General features: G+C 45.7%; 9 protein-coding genes and 1 pseudogene. 4 read left to right on the forward strand and 6 right to left on the reverse strand.

All coding sequences use genetic code 11. From position 1 onward, the window contains the following. Positions 1-122: 122 nt before the first annotated feature. Entirely contained in the window at positions 123-2,216 is a 2,094-nt protein-coding gene (gene fusA, locus R3289_RS01560) for an elongation factor G (RefSeq protein ID WP_318923595.1), read from the forward strand. Positions 2,217-2,337: 121 nt separating this feature from the next. Here the strand turns inward: fusA and R3289_RS01565 are convergent, their stop codons facing one another. After that, positions 2,338-3,810 carry a C69 family dipeptidase gene (locus tag R3289_RS01565; RefSeq protein WP_318923596.1) on the reverse strand — a complete coding sequence of 491 codons (1,473 nt, stop codon included), beginning with the start codon at positions 3,808-3,810 and terminating at the stop codon, positions 2,338-2,340. Positions 3,811-3,983: 173 nt separating this feature from the next. Next, positions 3,984-6,938 (reverse strand): TMAO reductase system sensor histidine kinase/response regulator TorS, encoded by a 2,955-nt coding sequence (gene torS / locus R3289_RS01570; protein WP_318923597.1) that lies wholly within the window; start codon positions 6,936-6,938, stop codon positions 3,984-3,986. 80 nt (positions 6,939-7,018) lie between these two features. Here torS and torT point away from each other — a divergent pair, with 80 nt between their 5' ends. From torT to R3289_RS01585, 3 genes are all read left to right on the forward strand, one after another. Beyond that, positions 7,019-8,113 carry a TMAO reductase system periplasmic protein TorT gene (gene torT / locus R3289_RS01575; RefSeq protein ID WP_318923598.1) on the forward strand — a complete coding sequence of 365 codons (1,095 nt, stop codon included), beginning with the start codon at positions 7,019-7,021 and terminating at the stop codon, positions 8,111-8,113. A gap of 127 nt (positions 8,114-8,240) precedes the next feature. Beyond that, positions 8,241-8,699 carry a methylglyoxal synthase gene (locus R3289_RS01580; protein ID WP_318923599.1) on the forward strand — a complete coding sequence of 153 codons (459 nt, stop codon included), beginning with the start codon at positions 8,241-8,243 and terminating at the stop codon, positions 8,697-8,699. Positions 8,700-8,964: 265 nt separating this feature from the next. Then, entirely contained in the window at positions 8,965-9,945 is a 981-nt protein-coding gene (locus R3289_RS01585; protein WP_318923600.1) for an alcohol dehydrogenase catalytic domain-containing protein, read from the forward strand. A 376-nt stretch (positions 9,946-10,321) separates the two neighbouring features. Here R3289_RS01585 and R3289_RS01590 read toward each other — a convergent pair whose 3' ends face one another. From R3289_RS01590 to helD, 4 genes and pseudogenes are all read right to left on the reverse strand, one after another. Then, positions 10,322-11,887 (reverse strand): methyl-accepting chemotaxis protein, encoded by a 1,566-nt coding sequence (locus R3289_RS01590; protein ID WP_318923601.1) that lies wholly within the window; start codon positions 11,885-11,887, stop codon positions 10,322-10,324. Positions 11,888-12,308: 421 nt separating this feature from the next. Beyond that, complete coding sequence (locus tag R3289_RS01595) at positions 12,309-14,759, reverse strand: M9 family metallopeptidase (protein ID WP_318923602.1); 2,451 nt, start codon at positions 14,757-14,759, stop codon at positions 12,309-12,311. Positions 14,760-14,998: 239 nt separating this feature from the next. Further along, positions 14,999-15,218 (reverse strand): annotated as a pseudogene (locus R3289_RS01600) (IS6 family transposase); the annotation flags it as partial. 309 nt (positions 15,219-15,527) lie between these two features. Beyond that, positions 15,528-17,624 (reverse strand): DNA helicase IV, encoded by a 2,097-nt coding sequence (gene helD / locus R3289_RS01605; RefSeq protein ID WP_318923603.1) that lies wholly within the window; start codon positions 17,622-17,624, stop codon positions 15,528-15,530. Between the last annotated feature and the right edge of the window lie 109 nt (positions 17,625-17,733).

Raw genomic sequence — 17,733 nt, forward strand, 5'->3', positions numbered from 1 at the left:
GTCTTTCTGAAAAAAGCGACACGAATGGTCATTAAATGACCCTAAACCTATGTTCTGTTCGCAGTAATAAGTGATATACTCCGGCACCGAACTGTGAACCTCATTTTCTATAGAGTAAGACAATGACAGATTTATCTAAATACAGAAACATTGGTATTTTCGCGCACGTTGATGCGGGTAAAACCACTACTACTGAGCGTATCCTGAAACTTACTGGTCAAATCCACAAGACTGGTGAAGTTCATGATGGTGAATCAACAACTGACTTCATGGAACAGGAAGCTGAGCGCGGAATAACTATCCAGTCAGCAGCAGTAAGCTGTTTCTGGAAAGATCACCGCTTTAACGTTATCGATACTCCTGGACACGTTGACTTTACAGTTGAAGTATACCGTTCACTGAAAGTACTTGATGGCGGTATCGGTGTATTCTGTGGTTCTGGTGGTGTTGAGCCTCAGTCAGAAACTAACTGGCGTTACGCGAACGACTCAGAAGTAGCACGTGTCATTTTCGTAAACAAACTGGACCGTATGGGTGCAGATTTCTTCAGCGTTGTTGACCAGATTAAAAAAGTTCTGGGTGCTACGCCTCTAGTTATGACGCTGCCAATCGGCCGTGAAGATGACTTCGTTGGTGTTGTTGACGTACTAAACCGTCAAGCTTACGTTTGGGATGACACAGGTCTTCCTGAAAACTACGAGATCAAAGAAGTCCCTGCGGACATGGTTGATGACGTAGAAGCTTACCGTGAAGAGATGATCGAAACTGCTGTTGAGCAGGACGACGACCTAATGGAAGCTTACATGGAAGGCGAAGAGCCTTCTATCGAAGACATCAAGCGCTGTATCCGTAAAGGTACTCGTGATTGTACGTTCTTCCCTACTTTCTGTGGTTCTGCATTCAAAAACAAAGGTATGCAGCTAGTACTTGACGCAGTTGTTGATTACTTGCCGTCTCCAACAGAAGTTGATCCACAGCCGCTGACAGATCCAGAAACTGGTGAGCCAACTGGTGAAGTTGCTACCGTATCTGTTGATGAGCCACTAAAAGCGCTTGCGTTCAAAATCATGGACGACCGCTTCGGTGCCCTTACTTTCATCCGTATCTACTCAGGTAAGTTGAACAAAGGCGATACAATTCTTAACAGTGCTACTGGTAAGACTGAGCGTATCGGCCGTATGGTTGAAATGCAGGCGGATCAGCGCAACGAACTTTCTAGCGCTCAAGCTGGTGATATCATCGCTGTTGTTGGTATGAAGAACGTTCAGACTGGTCACACTCTGTGTGATGTTAAGCACGAATGTACGCTTGAAGCGATGATCTTCCCGACTCCGGTAATCTCAATTGCTGTTGCGCCTAAAGATAAAGGCGGCTCTGAGAAAATGGGTATCGCAATCGGTAAAATGGTTGCAGAAGATCCATCTTTCCAGGTTGAAACTGACGAAGAAACTGGTGAAACCATCCTTAAAGGTATGGGTGAACTTCACCTGGATATCAAAGTTGATATCCTTAAGCGTACTTACGGCGTTGACCTTATTGTTGGTGCACCTCAGGTTGCTTACCGTGAGACTATCACTCAAGCAGTTGAAGATAGCTACACGCACAAGAAACAGTCTGGTGGTTCTGGCCAATTCGGTAAGATTGATTACTTCATGCGCCCTGGCGAAGTAGGTTCTGGCTTTACGTTCAAATCATCTGTTGTTGGTGGTAACGTACCTAAAGAATTCTGGCCTGCAATCGAGAAAGGCTTTAAGGGCATGATGAATACCGGTGTTCTAGCTGGCTTCCCTGTTCTTGACGTTGAAATTGAACTAGTTGACGGTGGTTTCCACGCAGTCGATTCATCTGCAGTAGCATTTGAAATCGCAGCGAAAGGCGCATTCCGTCAGTCTATGCCTAAAGCGGGTGCTCAGCTTCTTGAGCCAATCATGCACGTAGACGTGTTCACTCCAGAAGATCACGTTGGTGATGTTATCGGTGACCTTAACCGTCGTCGTGGCATGATCAAAGACCAAATGGCTGGTCTGACTGGTTCTCGTATTAAAGCTGATGTTCCTCTTTCAGAAATGTTTGGTTACATCGGTCACCTGCGTACAATGACATCTGGTCGTGGTCAGTTCTCTATGGAGTTCTCACACTATGCACCATGTCCAGCAAACGTTGCTGAAACAGTAATCGCAGAAGTTAAAGCAGCTAACGAGAAGAAGAAGAAGTAATTCTTCCTTTAAGCTTTAGCTGATATAACCCCGAGAGTTTTCACTCTCGGGGTTATTTTTTACCTTGCGTAAAAAAAAGCCTCCGAAGAGGCTTTTCGTTATTCATTAATCCCCGCAGGGATCACAAACTCATAATTTTCTTAAACTCTTCTTCTGAATATTTCTTCTCGGTACTTTTGGTTAAGTCAGTCATCATTTTGTAGCGTATGTCAGTCGCCATGGTTAAGGTGCGCTGTAATTGCTCATAAGAATAATCCGATGCCATATCCAATGCGGCTTGCTTGTCAGACTTGTACAGCGCTTTTAGGGTCTCATCCATATTACTGACCTGCTTATATAACTTGTGCTCTTCTTTATCCCAGATTGCTTTCAGCATCGGCAAATATTTTTCGGGCTTAGCTGTCGCTAATGCCGTCAGACTTCTAAATTGCCAATAAGCAGAATCATCGCTGTAGGTATCGCTGCCGGTAGTGTATGGGGTTGGATAGTCCTGCAAATTGCCATACAACGGTACCAATACCGATTCAGCCAGCACCCCATAACTTTGCCAGATCATCCCCTGCAGTTCATGGGGCATCTCTTTACGCAGCTGAATAATGTGTGATTCTAACTGTCGTTCAACACGAATTGGACGCTCGCCATCTTCTGCCAGAGGAGTTCCTTCGTAGGTTGCACTCAGAACGTTCGCCACATCTTGCACTGAGAGTTTGCTATCGGGCTTCATAAACAATGGATACTGTTGCTGGCGCGTTGCCTGCTTGTTTGAGGCCGTAAGCATATTCTGCCCCAGCCATTCGCGGTCAACATTGTACGTATCACCGATAACGCCAAAGGCTTTGGCAAAGTTGAATGACTCAGGATCGGGGGCTTTTAGCAGCTGATTCTCTGTTACAAATTCCAGCAGCCCGTTGGAGTGCATGATATTTTTGTCATTGAGGTTAACACCATGTACCCGCAAGCCGTTCGCAATCATGGCATAACTGTCGTCTGGTACTTTTGCCGCAATCCAATGATGACCAGAGCCGATCTCAAATAACCAGGCTTCATTGACGTCGGCAATATACAGACTATTCCCTTCACCAGCGCCATAAGTTTCAATGTAGTGACCCAGTAATTCAACCCCCTCTTTCGCGGTTTTAACCTGCGGTAAAATGAGGGTCGGAATAATGGCTTCAATGATGCCATCATCAATCAGCGGATCAGCAGCTTTCGCATTATCATTGACTTCCGCGCTGGTTGTGGCTGAAACCGCCACATTGAATTCGTTAATACCGCGTTCTTCGTAATATTTTCCTGCGCTGTCAACGGTATTCGCATCCCAATCCGGAATTGCTGAATAGGCATAAAAATGAGCAGGCATCGGTACGGTCAGGCCATTGCCAAGCTTCCACTCACCCGCGTCATTCACCTGCGCCGGGCGATAAGCCAGATATTTGTTCCAATTATTAATACCAAAATCTTCGTTTCGGGCGATCATAATACTGCTATCAACAGAAGCCCCTTTGCCGACAATCAAACCGGTACAAGCGTTAGCGCTCATGCTTAATGCTGACAAGATCGCAGCCGACAGTATGGTGACAGAGGTTTTGTTCATCGTATCTCTCCATGCGTCATTATTATTTTGATTATTTAGTGCACGGTTAGTTTATTCCTCCAACAAATATCATTATGTGTAGGCAATCACACCATTAATAGAGAAAAAACTAGAATTAAAAAAATAAGGCCTGGATCCCGATAGTTCGTTACTTTACTGAGTAATTATTACTATTATTTCGATCCAAACGCCGCTTCCAGAGCCTGTTTGGATTGCTCGAAGACGTCTGCAAGTTCATCAACGTTCAGGCCACCCACTGAACCTTCTTTACCTGCTTTTTCAAACACTGAACACCTGTCGTGCAAACGTATCAGACCCATGGTACCGGCTGCGCCTTTAAGGGTATGGGCCTGTTTGGATGTTTCATTCATATCACCCGCCTCAATTGCCGCTTCGAGCTGTTGCAGCGTCTGACCGGATGATGTCGCAAACAGCTGGATCAGGCGCTGGACCTGAGCTTCGCCTAACACCTGCAGATCATTGCCCAGTACGGATTCTCGTAAAATAGGCTCATCCGTCAGAGTTTCCACTTCGCAAACGTCAGCTTCAACCGTTTCCGTTTCTTCCAGTTTACCTTCCACCGCCAGTGCACCTTGTTCTATCGCCACGCGTTTATCCCCTTTCAGAATACTATTGATGGTCTCAATTAGCTGCTTTTCAACCAACGGCTTAGGTAAAAAACCTGCAAAACCGGACGTAAGATAAATTTCTACTTCCTCGCGGAATACATGAGCAGAAAAAGCCACCATAGGGGTGGGTTCACGCCACGATTCACCGTGCTTAGCAGCTTCAATTCGGCGCAGACGGTGAAGCAAGGTCACCCCATCGGTATCAGGTAAATGTATATCGAGCAGTGCCATATCAAACTCGTGCTCACGGTATGCTTGCTCAGCCGCCTTCCCGTCTGCGGCAATGATAACGGTATGGCCCAGGCGGTTAAGAAAACCTTCCGCAACCAGACTGTTTACCGGATTATCCTCCACCAGCAAAATGAATGCCGATGGCACGTTCATTACCTGCTTCTCAAGAACTTGCGACTGTTTACCTTGTTCCAGTTGAATCGTGAACCAGAAACAGCTGCCTTCATTCAATGTGGAATGCAAACCAATCTCACCATTCATCGCCGCGATAATATGCTTGCTGATGGCAAGTCCAAGGCCTGTTCCGCCAATCGCTTTGCGGCCCTCTTCGGCCTGATGGAAAGCGGTAAAAAGCGTCGCTTGTTCACTCCTGGCAATACCAATCCCGGTATCTTCTACCTTAAATAACAGTTCATCACCCTGCAGGGGATTGATGCCTACCTGAATTTTCACATAACCTTCATCGGTAAACTTAATGGCATTAGCCACCAAATTAACCAATACCTGACGAATGCGGGTCGCATCGCCAACCCATATATCATTGATCTGATCATCAATATTGCAGATCAGCTGAATGCGTTTAGCCAATGCGCGGCTCTCAAGTATGTTATAAACGTCGGTTAACAGCTCAGACAAAGAAAAATCTGCGGCACGAATATCCAGGTGACCCGCTTCAATTTTGGAATAATCGAGAATATCATTAAGAATATCGAGCAAGGTTTCACCGCTGCGGTGGATCACCTCCAGATACTTCGCCTGCTGCTGATTAAGCCCGGTATCGCCCAACAACGATGCGGTGCCTAATACACCATTCATTGGGGTCCGAATTTCATGGCTCATGGTGGCGAGAAATACTGATTTAGCCCGGTTAGCTTTTTCAGCCTCAGCTCTGGCTTTATCGTGGTTCTTCACTTCGATATTTAACCGTGCATTGGTTTTTTCCAGTTCACTGGTTCGCTGTGCGACCAAGCCTTCCAGGCTGGTTTTATGCTGCTGCAGTTCGTGGCGGATTTTTGATTCCACTTGCGCCAGACGATAACGTTCTGAAGCGGTATCACGTGCCACCATGATCGCTCGGCCCATCTGGGCCAGCTCATCGTCACCTTTTATCGTTAAGCGAATTTCCAAGTCACCCCGCGCCAGAGATAACAGGGCCTGGCTATAATCATTGATCCGGCGGATCACCCGGGCATACACAAAACGCCACATGATCAATACCACTGCCAGCATACCAATCGCTGAGATACCAATCAGACTGGTTCTTGCTAGGGTCAGGGTTTCATCGACTTCGGATATCGCAAGCTGAGTTCCCTTATTGGCAGCATCGATGATGTCATCAACCCGGTTATTTAACTGTTGAAACAAAATCAGATTCTGTTGATCAAGCCGTTCAACATCTTGTTTGGCGTACAGCAGCTGTTCCAATGTTGCGAAAAGCAAACCACCACGGTTCAATCTCTCGGTCAACTCCCCCAACTGCAGAGAACGATTAGGATCTTCAACCGATTTCACCCGATGGCTCATCACGCTAATGGCATTCATAAATCGCGTTTTCAACTCGGAAAGAGCTGTGATATCAGTCTGTCTGTTAGAGTCATCAAGTATATTAATCACCTGAAGCGACAAGAAACGCAGTTCAAACAAACGCTCCGATAAATCCATATCGACTTCAACCAAGCTATCAAGTGCTTTATATACCGCCGAGTTATCTCCCACTGCCACTAAATCATAGATACGTGAAACGTTGGCAACGGCAATAGTGTTGGCATTAGAAACCTGAGACTGTGATAAAGAGTCAATCTGCTGTGTCGCCGCCGACATTTCGTCGGTCAGAATATGGACCTGCTCTTGCAAATCAATCTGGCGTCCCACTAACAGCCCTAGCAGCGCTAAGTTATCGACAATGTTTTTGACGTCTTCTTCCAGTTGCGTCATTAACTCGTTCTCAAACGAATACCGATCCAACGCCTTCAGGCTTTTTTTCAGCCCTTCGATATGAATAGTCAGTGCCCGTCCCTGCCGTTGCCGTTCACTCTCGTCTTTCGATGTGGTCAACACCTGAGCCGTAAAAATGATACGTGTACTAAGATCAGAGAGCTGCCGCGCTTCTGCCAGTGCCGGTACTGCAGAATTAATAACGGTGCGCTCAGTTTTAGCAACCAGCGAAAAACCGGCCACGCCAATAACCACGGCAATAATCATCAGTCCAGCAATGGCTGAGAAGGCTAACAGCAGTTTTCGACCAATACTGTTTCGGGTAAATGACATAGATCAGGACCATATCTCTAAAAATTGGGTTTAACCCCAGGACAGAAAGCATTACTATTTTGCCAGCGATACAGGTATAGATGCTAACAATGATGTTTAAATTGCGTGTTTTTTCTTTTTTATTCCTCTTTTTCTCCTTCCACTCAGCATATGGGAGGCAGGTGATCACCCATCAGCCACCATTTTCGGCCGACAAGAGGTCACAGGCAATTCTCTATCAGCCACTTCAGTCAGCCTCAAAACCGTGGAAAATTTGTGCGGTATATCCGCACCTGAAGGATTCATACTGGTTATCTATTAATTACGGCATGATTGAACAGGCGAAGCGCACGGGCATTCAACTCACGGTGTTAGAAGCGGGTGGCTACCCTAATCTGGAAAAACAGAAAAACCAACTAAGCTACTGCCGTCAATGGGGTGCAGATGCCATTATTTTAGGAACCGTAGACAGCAAAGCCTACAACGGGACGCTTTCTCAACTCACGGGTAATATACCCATTTTTGCTGCCATTAATGATATCGACATGAGTGATCCCGACATTCAACAGCATGTTAAAGCGAAGGTGGGGGTCGATTGGTACTACATGGGAAAACAGACCGGTGATTTCCTAGCTAAACGCCACCCCGCGGGCAGTGGTAAAGTCAAGGTCGCCTGGCTGCCGGGCCCAAAGCAACGGGGCGGAACGAAACCAGTTACCCAGGGATTTCACGACGCGGTGAAAAACAGTGATATCGAAATCATAGCAACCCTGTGGGCTGATAACAGCAAAGAGCTGCAACGTAATCTTATCCAGCAACTTTTCACTTCCCATCCGAACATTGACTATATTGCAGGTGGAGCTGTCGCCGCTGAAGTGGCTATCAGTGAATTACGGGCAACAAAGAAAACAGATGACATTAAGATCGTATCCACTTACCTCAGCCATGGTGTCTATCGTGGCCTGCGCCGGGGAAAAATTCTGTTTTCTCCGACCGATAAAATGGCCCAACAAGCCCGGATCTCTATCGATCAGGCTGTGCGATATCTGGAAGGTAAACCCGTTGAGTTGGATCTGGCCCCTAAAATTGAACCATTAACACCCAACCATTTACCCGCAGAGGTCATTTTTGAATCTTTATCCCCTGCTGAGTTCAGGCCGGCTTTCAATGTGATTAACCATAAAGTCGTGCGTTAGGCTTCGGTGCCTTGAGCCAGCTTATACTTTCAAGTATTTAGGTTGTACAACACAAGTAAGCTCTGATATTAATGCAACTATAAATAATAACTCTGTTCATTAGTGAACAAGAAGGTTGGAGCCCTGCATGCAAGTCACAACGCGTACTATGCAAAAAAGCAAGCACATCGCTTTAGTTGCACACGATAACTGTAAAAAACATCTTCTTCGCTGGACACTAGAGCACAAGGACAGACTGAAGGATCATGTGCTTTATGCCACTGGGACGACGGGCCACCTGCTAGCAAAAGAAACAGGTCTGAATATCAACTGCATGCTAAGCGGCCCACTAGGCGGCGACCAGCAGCTAGGGGCAATGATTTCAGAAAGCAAAATCGACATGATGATTTTCTTTTGGGATCCATTGAATTCAGTGCCGCACGATCCTGATGTGAAAGCCTTACTGCGTATTTCTGCTGTATGGAATGTACCGGTTGCCACCAACCGCGCCAGCGCTAACTTTATGATCACCTCCCCTATGCTGGATCAGGACGTCGACATCGAGATCCCGGATTACGACGCCTATCTGGCTGAACGAATTCTTTAAGACTACTCTGGGCAATTATTCCGATTAGTATAAAAGCCTTCAACATACTGAAGGCTTTTTTGCTCTCTAACGGCCAACATCCCACCCCGGCTTGCCCCCTTTGCTTATCGTCATAACCCATCTCTCATAAAGAAAACTTATTCGCCCAAATTCAGGCAATATTTTATTATTGGATATATGCTGATGGGTATAAAAATAAGATTCTAAACAGTTATTGCTATTTCGTACTCTTGGGATGTAGTGCGCCATAATGAGGTAGTGGCATATGAAAGCATGGAAACTTACCCTGCCGGAAGGACTGCCGTGTCTGAAACTCACCAGAGCCCGGAAACCCACTCCTGCCGCAGGTGAAGTGTGCGTAAAAGTGGCCGCCGTCGGGCTAAATCCAATGGATTATAAGCTAGCCAGCTGGGGCTATGCTACCTGGCAGTATCCGCAAATTATCGGTCTTGATGTTACCGGAACTGTCGACACCGTGGGCAGAGATGTCACCAATTTCAAATCTGGCGACCGGGTGCTCTTTTTTGCCGACCCCCGAACTGCGGGCGGTTTTGCTGAATATGCCACCTGCAAAGCAATGGCCGTCAGTCGTATTCCCGACACACTCGAATTCTATCAAGCTGCCGCGCTGCCCTGTGCCGGTTACAGTGCCTGGCTGGCAGTTTATGACAAGCTACGGGTTGAAAACAGCCAGCATATTGCCATTACCGGCGCGGGGGGAGGTGTCGGCGGGTTTGCCGTCCAATTAGCGAAACTGGCGGGTGCGACTGTCTACGCTATTGCCGAAAAAAAACACCACCAGCGACTGTTAGGATATGGTATCGACGCCGTCATCGATCCAGATAAAGAAAATGTGGCAATGCGGCTGATCGAGCTGACAGAAGCTCAGTTAGTACATAGTGTAATTGACTGTGTGTCGGCAAAATCAGGCAGCGTAATGAGCGCCCTGATCCGCTATAACGGTCAAATCGTTATGGTCGCCGATCAGTTCAACCAAGTGCCATTACTGGCAACCACCAAGGCACTGAGCATACATGAAGTTGCCCTGCACGGTACTTTTGCGCATGGCAACGCTGAGCATATTCACCACCTTGCCGATATCGGCAACAGCCTGAGCAACCTCGTTGCAGAAGGCAAGCTTGATCCGATGGTTGAGCAAGTCTTGCCTTTTGAGCAACTTACCGACGGCCTGCAGCAACTGAAAGATCATTGCCATAGCGGCAAACTGGTGGTCAAGATCGGATAATACTCATCAGGCCTTAACGGGGGCTTTTTTATTACGTTTGATCTTATTCATTACCGGATATTTATCTTCAATAAGCTCATTGATAAACGGGGATGTTTTAAGTGTAATGGGCGTTGTTGATTAAATAAGGAAAGACTAAGAATTCCGCCTTTCCCATCTAATCTAGCGACTTAATGACCAACTACGAATTTAAATGGAAACACTTTTAGCCTGAAATCACTCTCTGGATTGCTACGATGAAGCGACCAAGACTGCATGTGACAGAGAGACAAAATACCCTCTTTCCTTGGGAAAAGAAGGTATTTTTAACCAACCAATAAAACATTCAACTGATCAGTGTTACCTAAAAAGAGGTTAATTCAAAAGGAATTACATGTTAGTGATTAATTTTAAAAGAGCCGACATGACGATCTAACGTCTGGGCAAGTTCCGCCAGTTTCTGGCTGGATCTTTCTAGCTCTCGGCTGGCAGTCAGGCCAACTTTGACCGAGCTATCCACTGTATCCATATTGATGTTAATTTCGTTGGCAACACTAGACTGCTGCTCGGTAGCAGTAGCAACTTGCGTATTCATATCAAGTATCGTCATGACCTGCGCCGATATTTGCTCAAGAGCTTGCTGAGCTTTTTCCGTTGCTTGAGAGCCTTCAATGGTTAATGATTTACTACAGTCCATCGCATCGACAGCATTTTTGGATTCATTCTGTAGCTGGTCGATCATAACTTGAATTTCATTGGTTGATTGGGCCGTCTTGGTAGCCAGATTTCTTACTTCATCCGCAACGACAGCAAAACCACGGCCGGCTTCACCAGCACGCGCTGCCTCAATGGCCGCATTTAACGCCAACAGGTTTGTTTGCTCTGAAATACCTCGAATCACGTCAAGAATAGAGCCTATGGATTGTGTTCTTTCTGCCAGAGAAGTAATCACCCCTGACATATCGTTCATTTGAGCAGCAAGATCAGTAATGGTACTGGTTGCTTCCTGTAAGATTCTTTGCCCTTCCTGAGTTTCGATATTGGCACTCTTTGCTGACTCCGCGGCACCGGTAGCATTTTGCGAAATCTCACCAATTGTTGCGATCATCTCATTCATTGAAGTCACAACTAATAAAGATTGATCGCTTTGCTCGTGGCCTCGCGATAGTGCTTGCTGAGACTGGCTCCGAAGCTCTGTAGCTGAGTGGCCAAGATCAACACCGGTTTTAACCACTTGAACAACTATCTCATTGATTTTGCTAACGAAGGTATTGAAAGCAGTGGAAATATGGGCGATCTCATCGTTACCGCGTACTGGCAACCGAATGGTAAGATCGCCATCACCTTTCGAAATATTCTCTAACACATGCTGTAATCCTGAAAGCGGTCTTAACAGTTTGCCCAGCAGCCACATAAGTACGCAGCCACAAATAAAGAAAATACCTAAAATAACGACTAGCTGGCTAATCACAATACCTTTCGCCGCTTCGCTGACTTCAGTGATGGGAATACCGATATCGAAAGTACCGTACAATTCACCATTAACATAAATTGGAGATAAAATGTCGTATACCCAGACTTCCTGTACGTCTGCATACCACTTGGAATATTGTGGTTTTCCTTTTGTTGCTCCATCTACGGTATAGTTATCGTCATAGATTTTGTTTAATTTTTCGATATCACTATGGGCAATCGCTTGAACATTCTTGTCAATCACGATTGCATAGCTAATATCTGGACGACTTTTAAGCGATTGAACCAATTTCTGTAAATCATTTAAAGGCTGTGAAGATGTGCTCAATATATATTCCACATTTTCGGCAAGCAGCTCAGCTTGTGCCTGTGACTTTTTCAAAATGATCTTGTCGATTTCTTGATGGGAGATATAAGATGTTGAAGAAATACTTGTTATTGCAGCAATTGCAAACATGATGCAAACAACAATTAATATTATTTTTTTCATTAACTCGTTCCTTTATGCCATTTGCAGCAGTAAAAAACCTAACCAATTAATACCCAACGAGCATCACTAAGGTGTAGCGTGGTAAAATGACCTTAATTTAATTCATGCTTCTCCAGCAATATAAACACTGATTTCAGCTTGGCATAATACATCCCACACCAGCATATCGCTCACGTGCATAATGAAAATGTTGATATTGCTCAATATATAGGTTTGACAGCCAAGATATACGCTCATAGTAACGCCATATTTGGTTATAACTTGAACACTTCCATATCGCCATTTTAAATGAAGCAATGTCAGTGCAAGTTAGGGGTCTGTCACAAGCTGGAGTAGTAAAATAAGTGCAACAGACGCCCCTGTATGTAATACAGGGGCGGAGTTTATCAAGGACGAATAATCGACGAGGCTATTGTTTGGTTTAGAAGTAAGTCACATATACTTCAGATAGATTTTCTGGCTGATCCGCTGTTATTAATAAGTAAACGTAACCGGCCTGCTCATGTTTCATTTCAATGAACTCATGACTGTCTGAACGTGTCGATGAAGCACTATACTCTTCCTGACTTGGCCAGTGTTTCTGAGCGGCATACAGGTTGACATTCCCTTTGTTTTTTGCGGTGGCAGACGCTTTAGGCGTTAGCCATACCCGCAGCGTTTGGTTGCCTTCCGGTACATAAACAGCCATATAGCGGTTTTGATGAACTGTCATTTCGGTTGGGGTGTCTTTTTCAAGCATAACCGGAGCTAAGTCATCTTCAGGTCGTTGGCTGTTATTGCCAGTATTTCCGTTATTACCAGTGTTACTCGACAGATTTTCCGAAGTCACCTGCGTGACGAGTTTAACTTGATTGCTGGCTTCACGACCCACGACACTTAAGTAATAACGGCCCGGCTTCGGTGTATCAAAGGTGATGGTTTCATTGCTACCAACCTTGGCATTGGATATATCATAGTCATAATAATGCGCGACACGCTCATAGCTGGCATGGAGATCGGCATCGCCGTCACCGGAGATAGAGACAGAAAATGTTGTCGTCTTTTCAGCTATATCGACATAGAAAAGTTTCTCGCGATGCTGCTCGGGGTTCAATGTTACCGATGTATTCGGCGTTAGCTCAACGGTTAGTGCTTTCTGCGCAGATATTTTCGCTAGCTTGTTCTCTTCCGTTATCTCTTTTAGCCAGTCGCTGAATTCGTGATCGTATGCCTTCCCTAAGGATTTTACAGTGGTAGCCCACTCTTTGAAGCGACCCAGACGGGCAAGGTTCAGTAAAGGCTGAATATTTTCCGGGTGACGCTCAAACATAAAACGAACAGCAAGGTAGCCCCAGCTATAAATACGGGTTAAGTCGTGGCTATAGGTCGACGCGAATATTTCGGATAGGCGATAGGTTTGCTGTTCCGCCTGGTCATTTGCTGAAGTGTAATTCTTCTTGTAGGTCATGTACTCAGCAAAACCCTCAATCCACCATACGATGTGACCTTCACGCAAGTTGTCATTAAAACCACCTTGCAGGTTGAAACGTCCATCCAAATAATGGACATATTCATGCTCAAGGTTTAACACTGAGAAATCTTCGGCATATTCGTTGCGATAGGCAATAAAGCGAGCCTGATTATCTTCGCGGCTTGGTTTACCTTCCAGGTATTGGCCGCCATTGTTGGTTGTATTGCCAAACAGGAAGTTAGAATAGGTGATGTAATCGCTGTTAGTATCGAAAACAACCACTTCAACCGAATCATTCGAATCGTTACTGACAGGGTTATAGCCACTATTGACCACCTGATGGAAATCGGTTTCTTTATCATTCAGCATGTCACATGAGGCTTGCGCCTGTTTTTGTGTCATTTTCTGAGCCCGAATAATGGCAGGGCCTTCACAGTTGAATGTAATCGGTAAAACGATTTTTTCCAGATCCGCTTTTGCCGTTGTTAAATTTAACGCCTTGGCTTTCTCTGGCGCATAATGGTTAAGCATTTCAACAATACCTATCCAAATGCTGTCGCTTTTGCCTCCAAACGGGTAGCGGATAAGCAGATCATCCAGAATGGTCATCACTTTTTGTTTGACCTTCTCATCTGGCGAGGTAAGTAGTCGACCTAATTCACGGGCTGCATTACTAAGCAAAATATCAGCTGGTGTATCTAGTGCCCACTCATTATTGATAATGAACTGATGTAACTGATCTAAATATTCAGGGTGATGCTTCAGCATTATTTGGAAAGGCGCGCGATGAACGTTTCCGTGCATTGCACGGAAAAGGTTGTTTAGTCCCTCAACATATTGGCTGCTATTCGCATTGGCACGATCCAGTGTATTAAGAAGTGACAGCATTGGCTTCATGGTCATCGGCAGCTGCTTAATGCTCACAACCATGTACGTCATGCCGTATAACGCGTTAGTTTGTTCTGGTAGGGCTATTTCTGTTGCATAAGGATTTGCCAAAAATTGATTTACTGTTTTCGCGAACGCTTTGCTAAGTTGATCTGAGTATTCACCAAGTTCAGCTTTTAAGCCAAATCTCACATAGTAAGCGGCACGAACATATTCAATAAGGTTGGCAATTTCAGTGGCTTGTGTTGCATTTCCCGTGTACTGACTTACTTTTTGCTGTAGATGCTTGTTAACTGTCTGGAGCGTATCTTCGCTATAGAGAGAATCAAATACGTTACGAGGTACGTAAAACCAGTCATTGGTACACTGCTTGTTTGCCTGTTCGATTAACGGTATCGGATCTTGTGTTGAAACGAGTGTATTAACATCACAAAGCGTTTCAGACCAAGCAGTAAAAGAAAATAAACAAGCAGGAAGGCCGACCGCAAGAGCACAGAGCTTACTGGATTTTTTGAACGGTGTTTTAAATTTCATTGCAGATTTCTTATAGTTAAGTATTTTGGTGTAAAACTAAGTTTCGACATAATTGTGGAATTTAGTTTCAACTTAATAAAGGGGGGATTTAGGTTCTTTTTATGCTTGACTGAAAAATGAGATTTTGATTCAGAAAGGAATTAACTTCATTAAAAACAATGGGTTAATAATGCCATATTTGGACTTCGTCGAAAGGTTATGCTGAAGTAGAGGTATGCAGCTTTCCAAGACATAATGTAGGCTGCCAGCGCGTAAAACGGCTCCCAAGAAGATAAGTTTTCTGGATTGTTGAGCTGTCCTTTTTTAATCATCGGCCAACGTTCGATGCCAGCTAATGTCGCCTCTGCGCCTTCGTAAGATTTCCAGCCAAATGCTGCCTGGTTCATTTTACCTTTCGCTCTACATTGAGCTTTGCTCAACTATATTGTTCAGATATTTAGTTGAAAGAATTTCAATTAGCGAAACTGGCGGGTGCGACTGTCTACGCTATTGCCGGAAAAAACACCACCAGCGACTGTTAGGATATGGTATCGACGCCGTGATCGATCCAGATAAATAAAATGTGGCAATGCGGCTGATCGAGCTGACAGAAGCTCAGTTAGTGCATAGTGTGATTGACTGTGTGTCGGCAAAATCGGGCAGCGTGATGAGCGCCCTGATCCGATGGTTGAGCAAGTCTTGCCTTTTGAGCAACTTACCGACGGCCTGCAGCAACTGAAAGATCATTGCCATAGCGGCAAACTGGTGGTCAAGTTCGGATAATACTCATCAGGCCTTAACGGGGGCTTTTTTATTACGTTTGATCTTATTCATTACCGGATATTTATCATCAATAAGCTCATTGATAAACGGGGATGTTTTCTCGGGATCGGCACAGATCCAGACATGCTTTTTGGCGCGGCTCAGTGCCACGTAGAACAAACGACGCTCTTCGGCGTCGGCAAAACCTTCATGTCGCGCTTGCAGGCAGGCCGCAAGACCGGTATCACGATCATGAGCCGGGAATATCCCGCGATTCACATCGAGAATAAAGACGAAATCCGCTTCTCGGCCTTTACTGGCATGACAAGTCATAAAGGTCAGTTCCAGATGCGGCCATTGTTTCTGCCACGCGCGCAACTTCTCTGGTTTTTGTTTGTTATTGCGCCCGAGTAATAGCACCGTAACCGGTTTTTCATTCTGCGAGGCCAGCTGCACCAGTTCCTGCTCCAGTAAGTCCTGGCACAGCAAGGTTACCGCTTTACGTTTTTGTTTCTTAAAGCTAACCAGATCTTTTTTGAGCTGCTGTGGGTTTTGCTGGATAAAGGTATTTGCCACTTCCCCGATCATGTTATTAAAGCGATAGGTGGTATCCAGTTCGGTAATATGACAAGCCCCAAAACGCTCAGCAAAACCCGTCGTCAGATTAACGTCGGCCCCGGCAAAACGATAAATCGCCTGCCAGTCATCACCAACGGCAAATAACGTCGGTCTTGGCTTGTCTTCATCACCGGATTGACACAAGGCTTCAATCATCGCTAAACGATGCGGCGAAATATCCTGATATTCATCCACCATGATAAAGCGCCAGCTCGCGGCATATTTACCTTGATTAACGTATTCCGTCGCCTTTTGGATCATAGTATTAAAATCGATCTGTTTATTGGCTTTCAGGTACTGCTCGTAGGCACGGAAACAAGGCCAGAGCAACCCAAGTTCACTTTTCATCCGCGCTTTGCTGGCTGCATTGTCGTGCTGTTCAATATCTTGATTCAGAACCGATTTATTGGTCCCGCGCTGGCCGAGTAATTCAATATGCCGCCAGATCCAGGCCCCAAGCTGTTCACTCCTGGCTTGCTTCTCCATCGAGTTATCGGCTTTAAAGCCCGGAATACGCCATTGGGTCAAATGCTTTTGCCAGCGTTTCGCCGTAGCCGGGGTTTCCCACTGCTCAGCAAGCAGGGCGGCTATCCACTGACCGCGGGCTTTTTCATCTAAAGCCAGCGGCGATACATTAGGTTTCTCACCTTCTACCGCCTGAATAATCTGAGTTCCGAGACCATGGAAAGTAGCAACTTTGATTTTGTCGTTAACTTTTTTTCCGAGGCGTTCACTCATCTCTTGGGCCGCTTTGCGACCAAAAGCCAGCATCAGGATCTCTTCCGGCTGGGCGTCTTGATTGGCCACTAAATAACCGGCTCTCGCGACCAGCACACTGGTTTTACCGGTACCGGCACCAGCCAGCACCAGATTATGATCCTGATTAATCAATACCGCTTCGCGTTGGGAAGGGTTAAGCGGAGATGATTCAAATTGATCAAACCACGAGGCCCACTTTTCGGACTCCTGAGTCAGCCATTGCTGGTTATTTTGTTCGATCCATTCACTGTTATCGTCTAGCCAAGGCTCGATTTTCTCAAACGCCATCGGACGGAAGGATCCGGCCAACTCCTGGGTCAGCCCGGTAGATCCCAGCGAATCGGTAAGAAACTGACACAAATTATGATGATCAGATTGGCGCAGGTAGCCCTGCTGACCGGTAAAATTATCAATACGATGCAGCATGTCAGGCAATGAACGGTCAAGCTTATCGACCCGGCCACGAGCCCAGTTACGGTAAGCTTCCAGCAGATGTGTCGCGAAGGGCTTGCACTGATGCCATGGCAGACCATGAACGGTCCAGCAGTATTGCTGATCCGCCGAGGTGATCTCTAACGATCCCCATAAGATACCGCGACGGACTTCGATCGCCCCGTCCCAGTCATCAAAGGGAATCACATCTTCTTCTGTCTGGCTATCTAGGATCAAACTGTTATCATTCAGCTCGATACTGAAATAATCGCCCTGCACTAACCACTGTGCTAACCAACCGGCACTTAAACGCATTCTGTCACCAAAAAAAGCTTCATATATTCCATCCCGCTATCTTTTACACACCGAGTCGACGTACGCAGAGTCATGCAAAGAGGCAGTAGGTTACCAATAATTTATGTTA

The organism is Photobacterium sp., from assembly GCF_033720175.1.
GTDB lineage: Bacteria > Pseudomonadota > Gammaproteobacteria > Enterobacterales > Vibrionaceae > Photobacterium.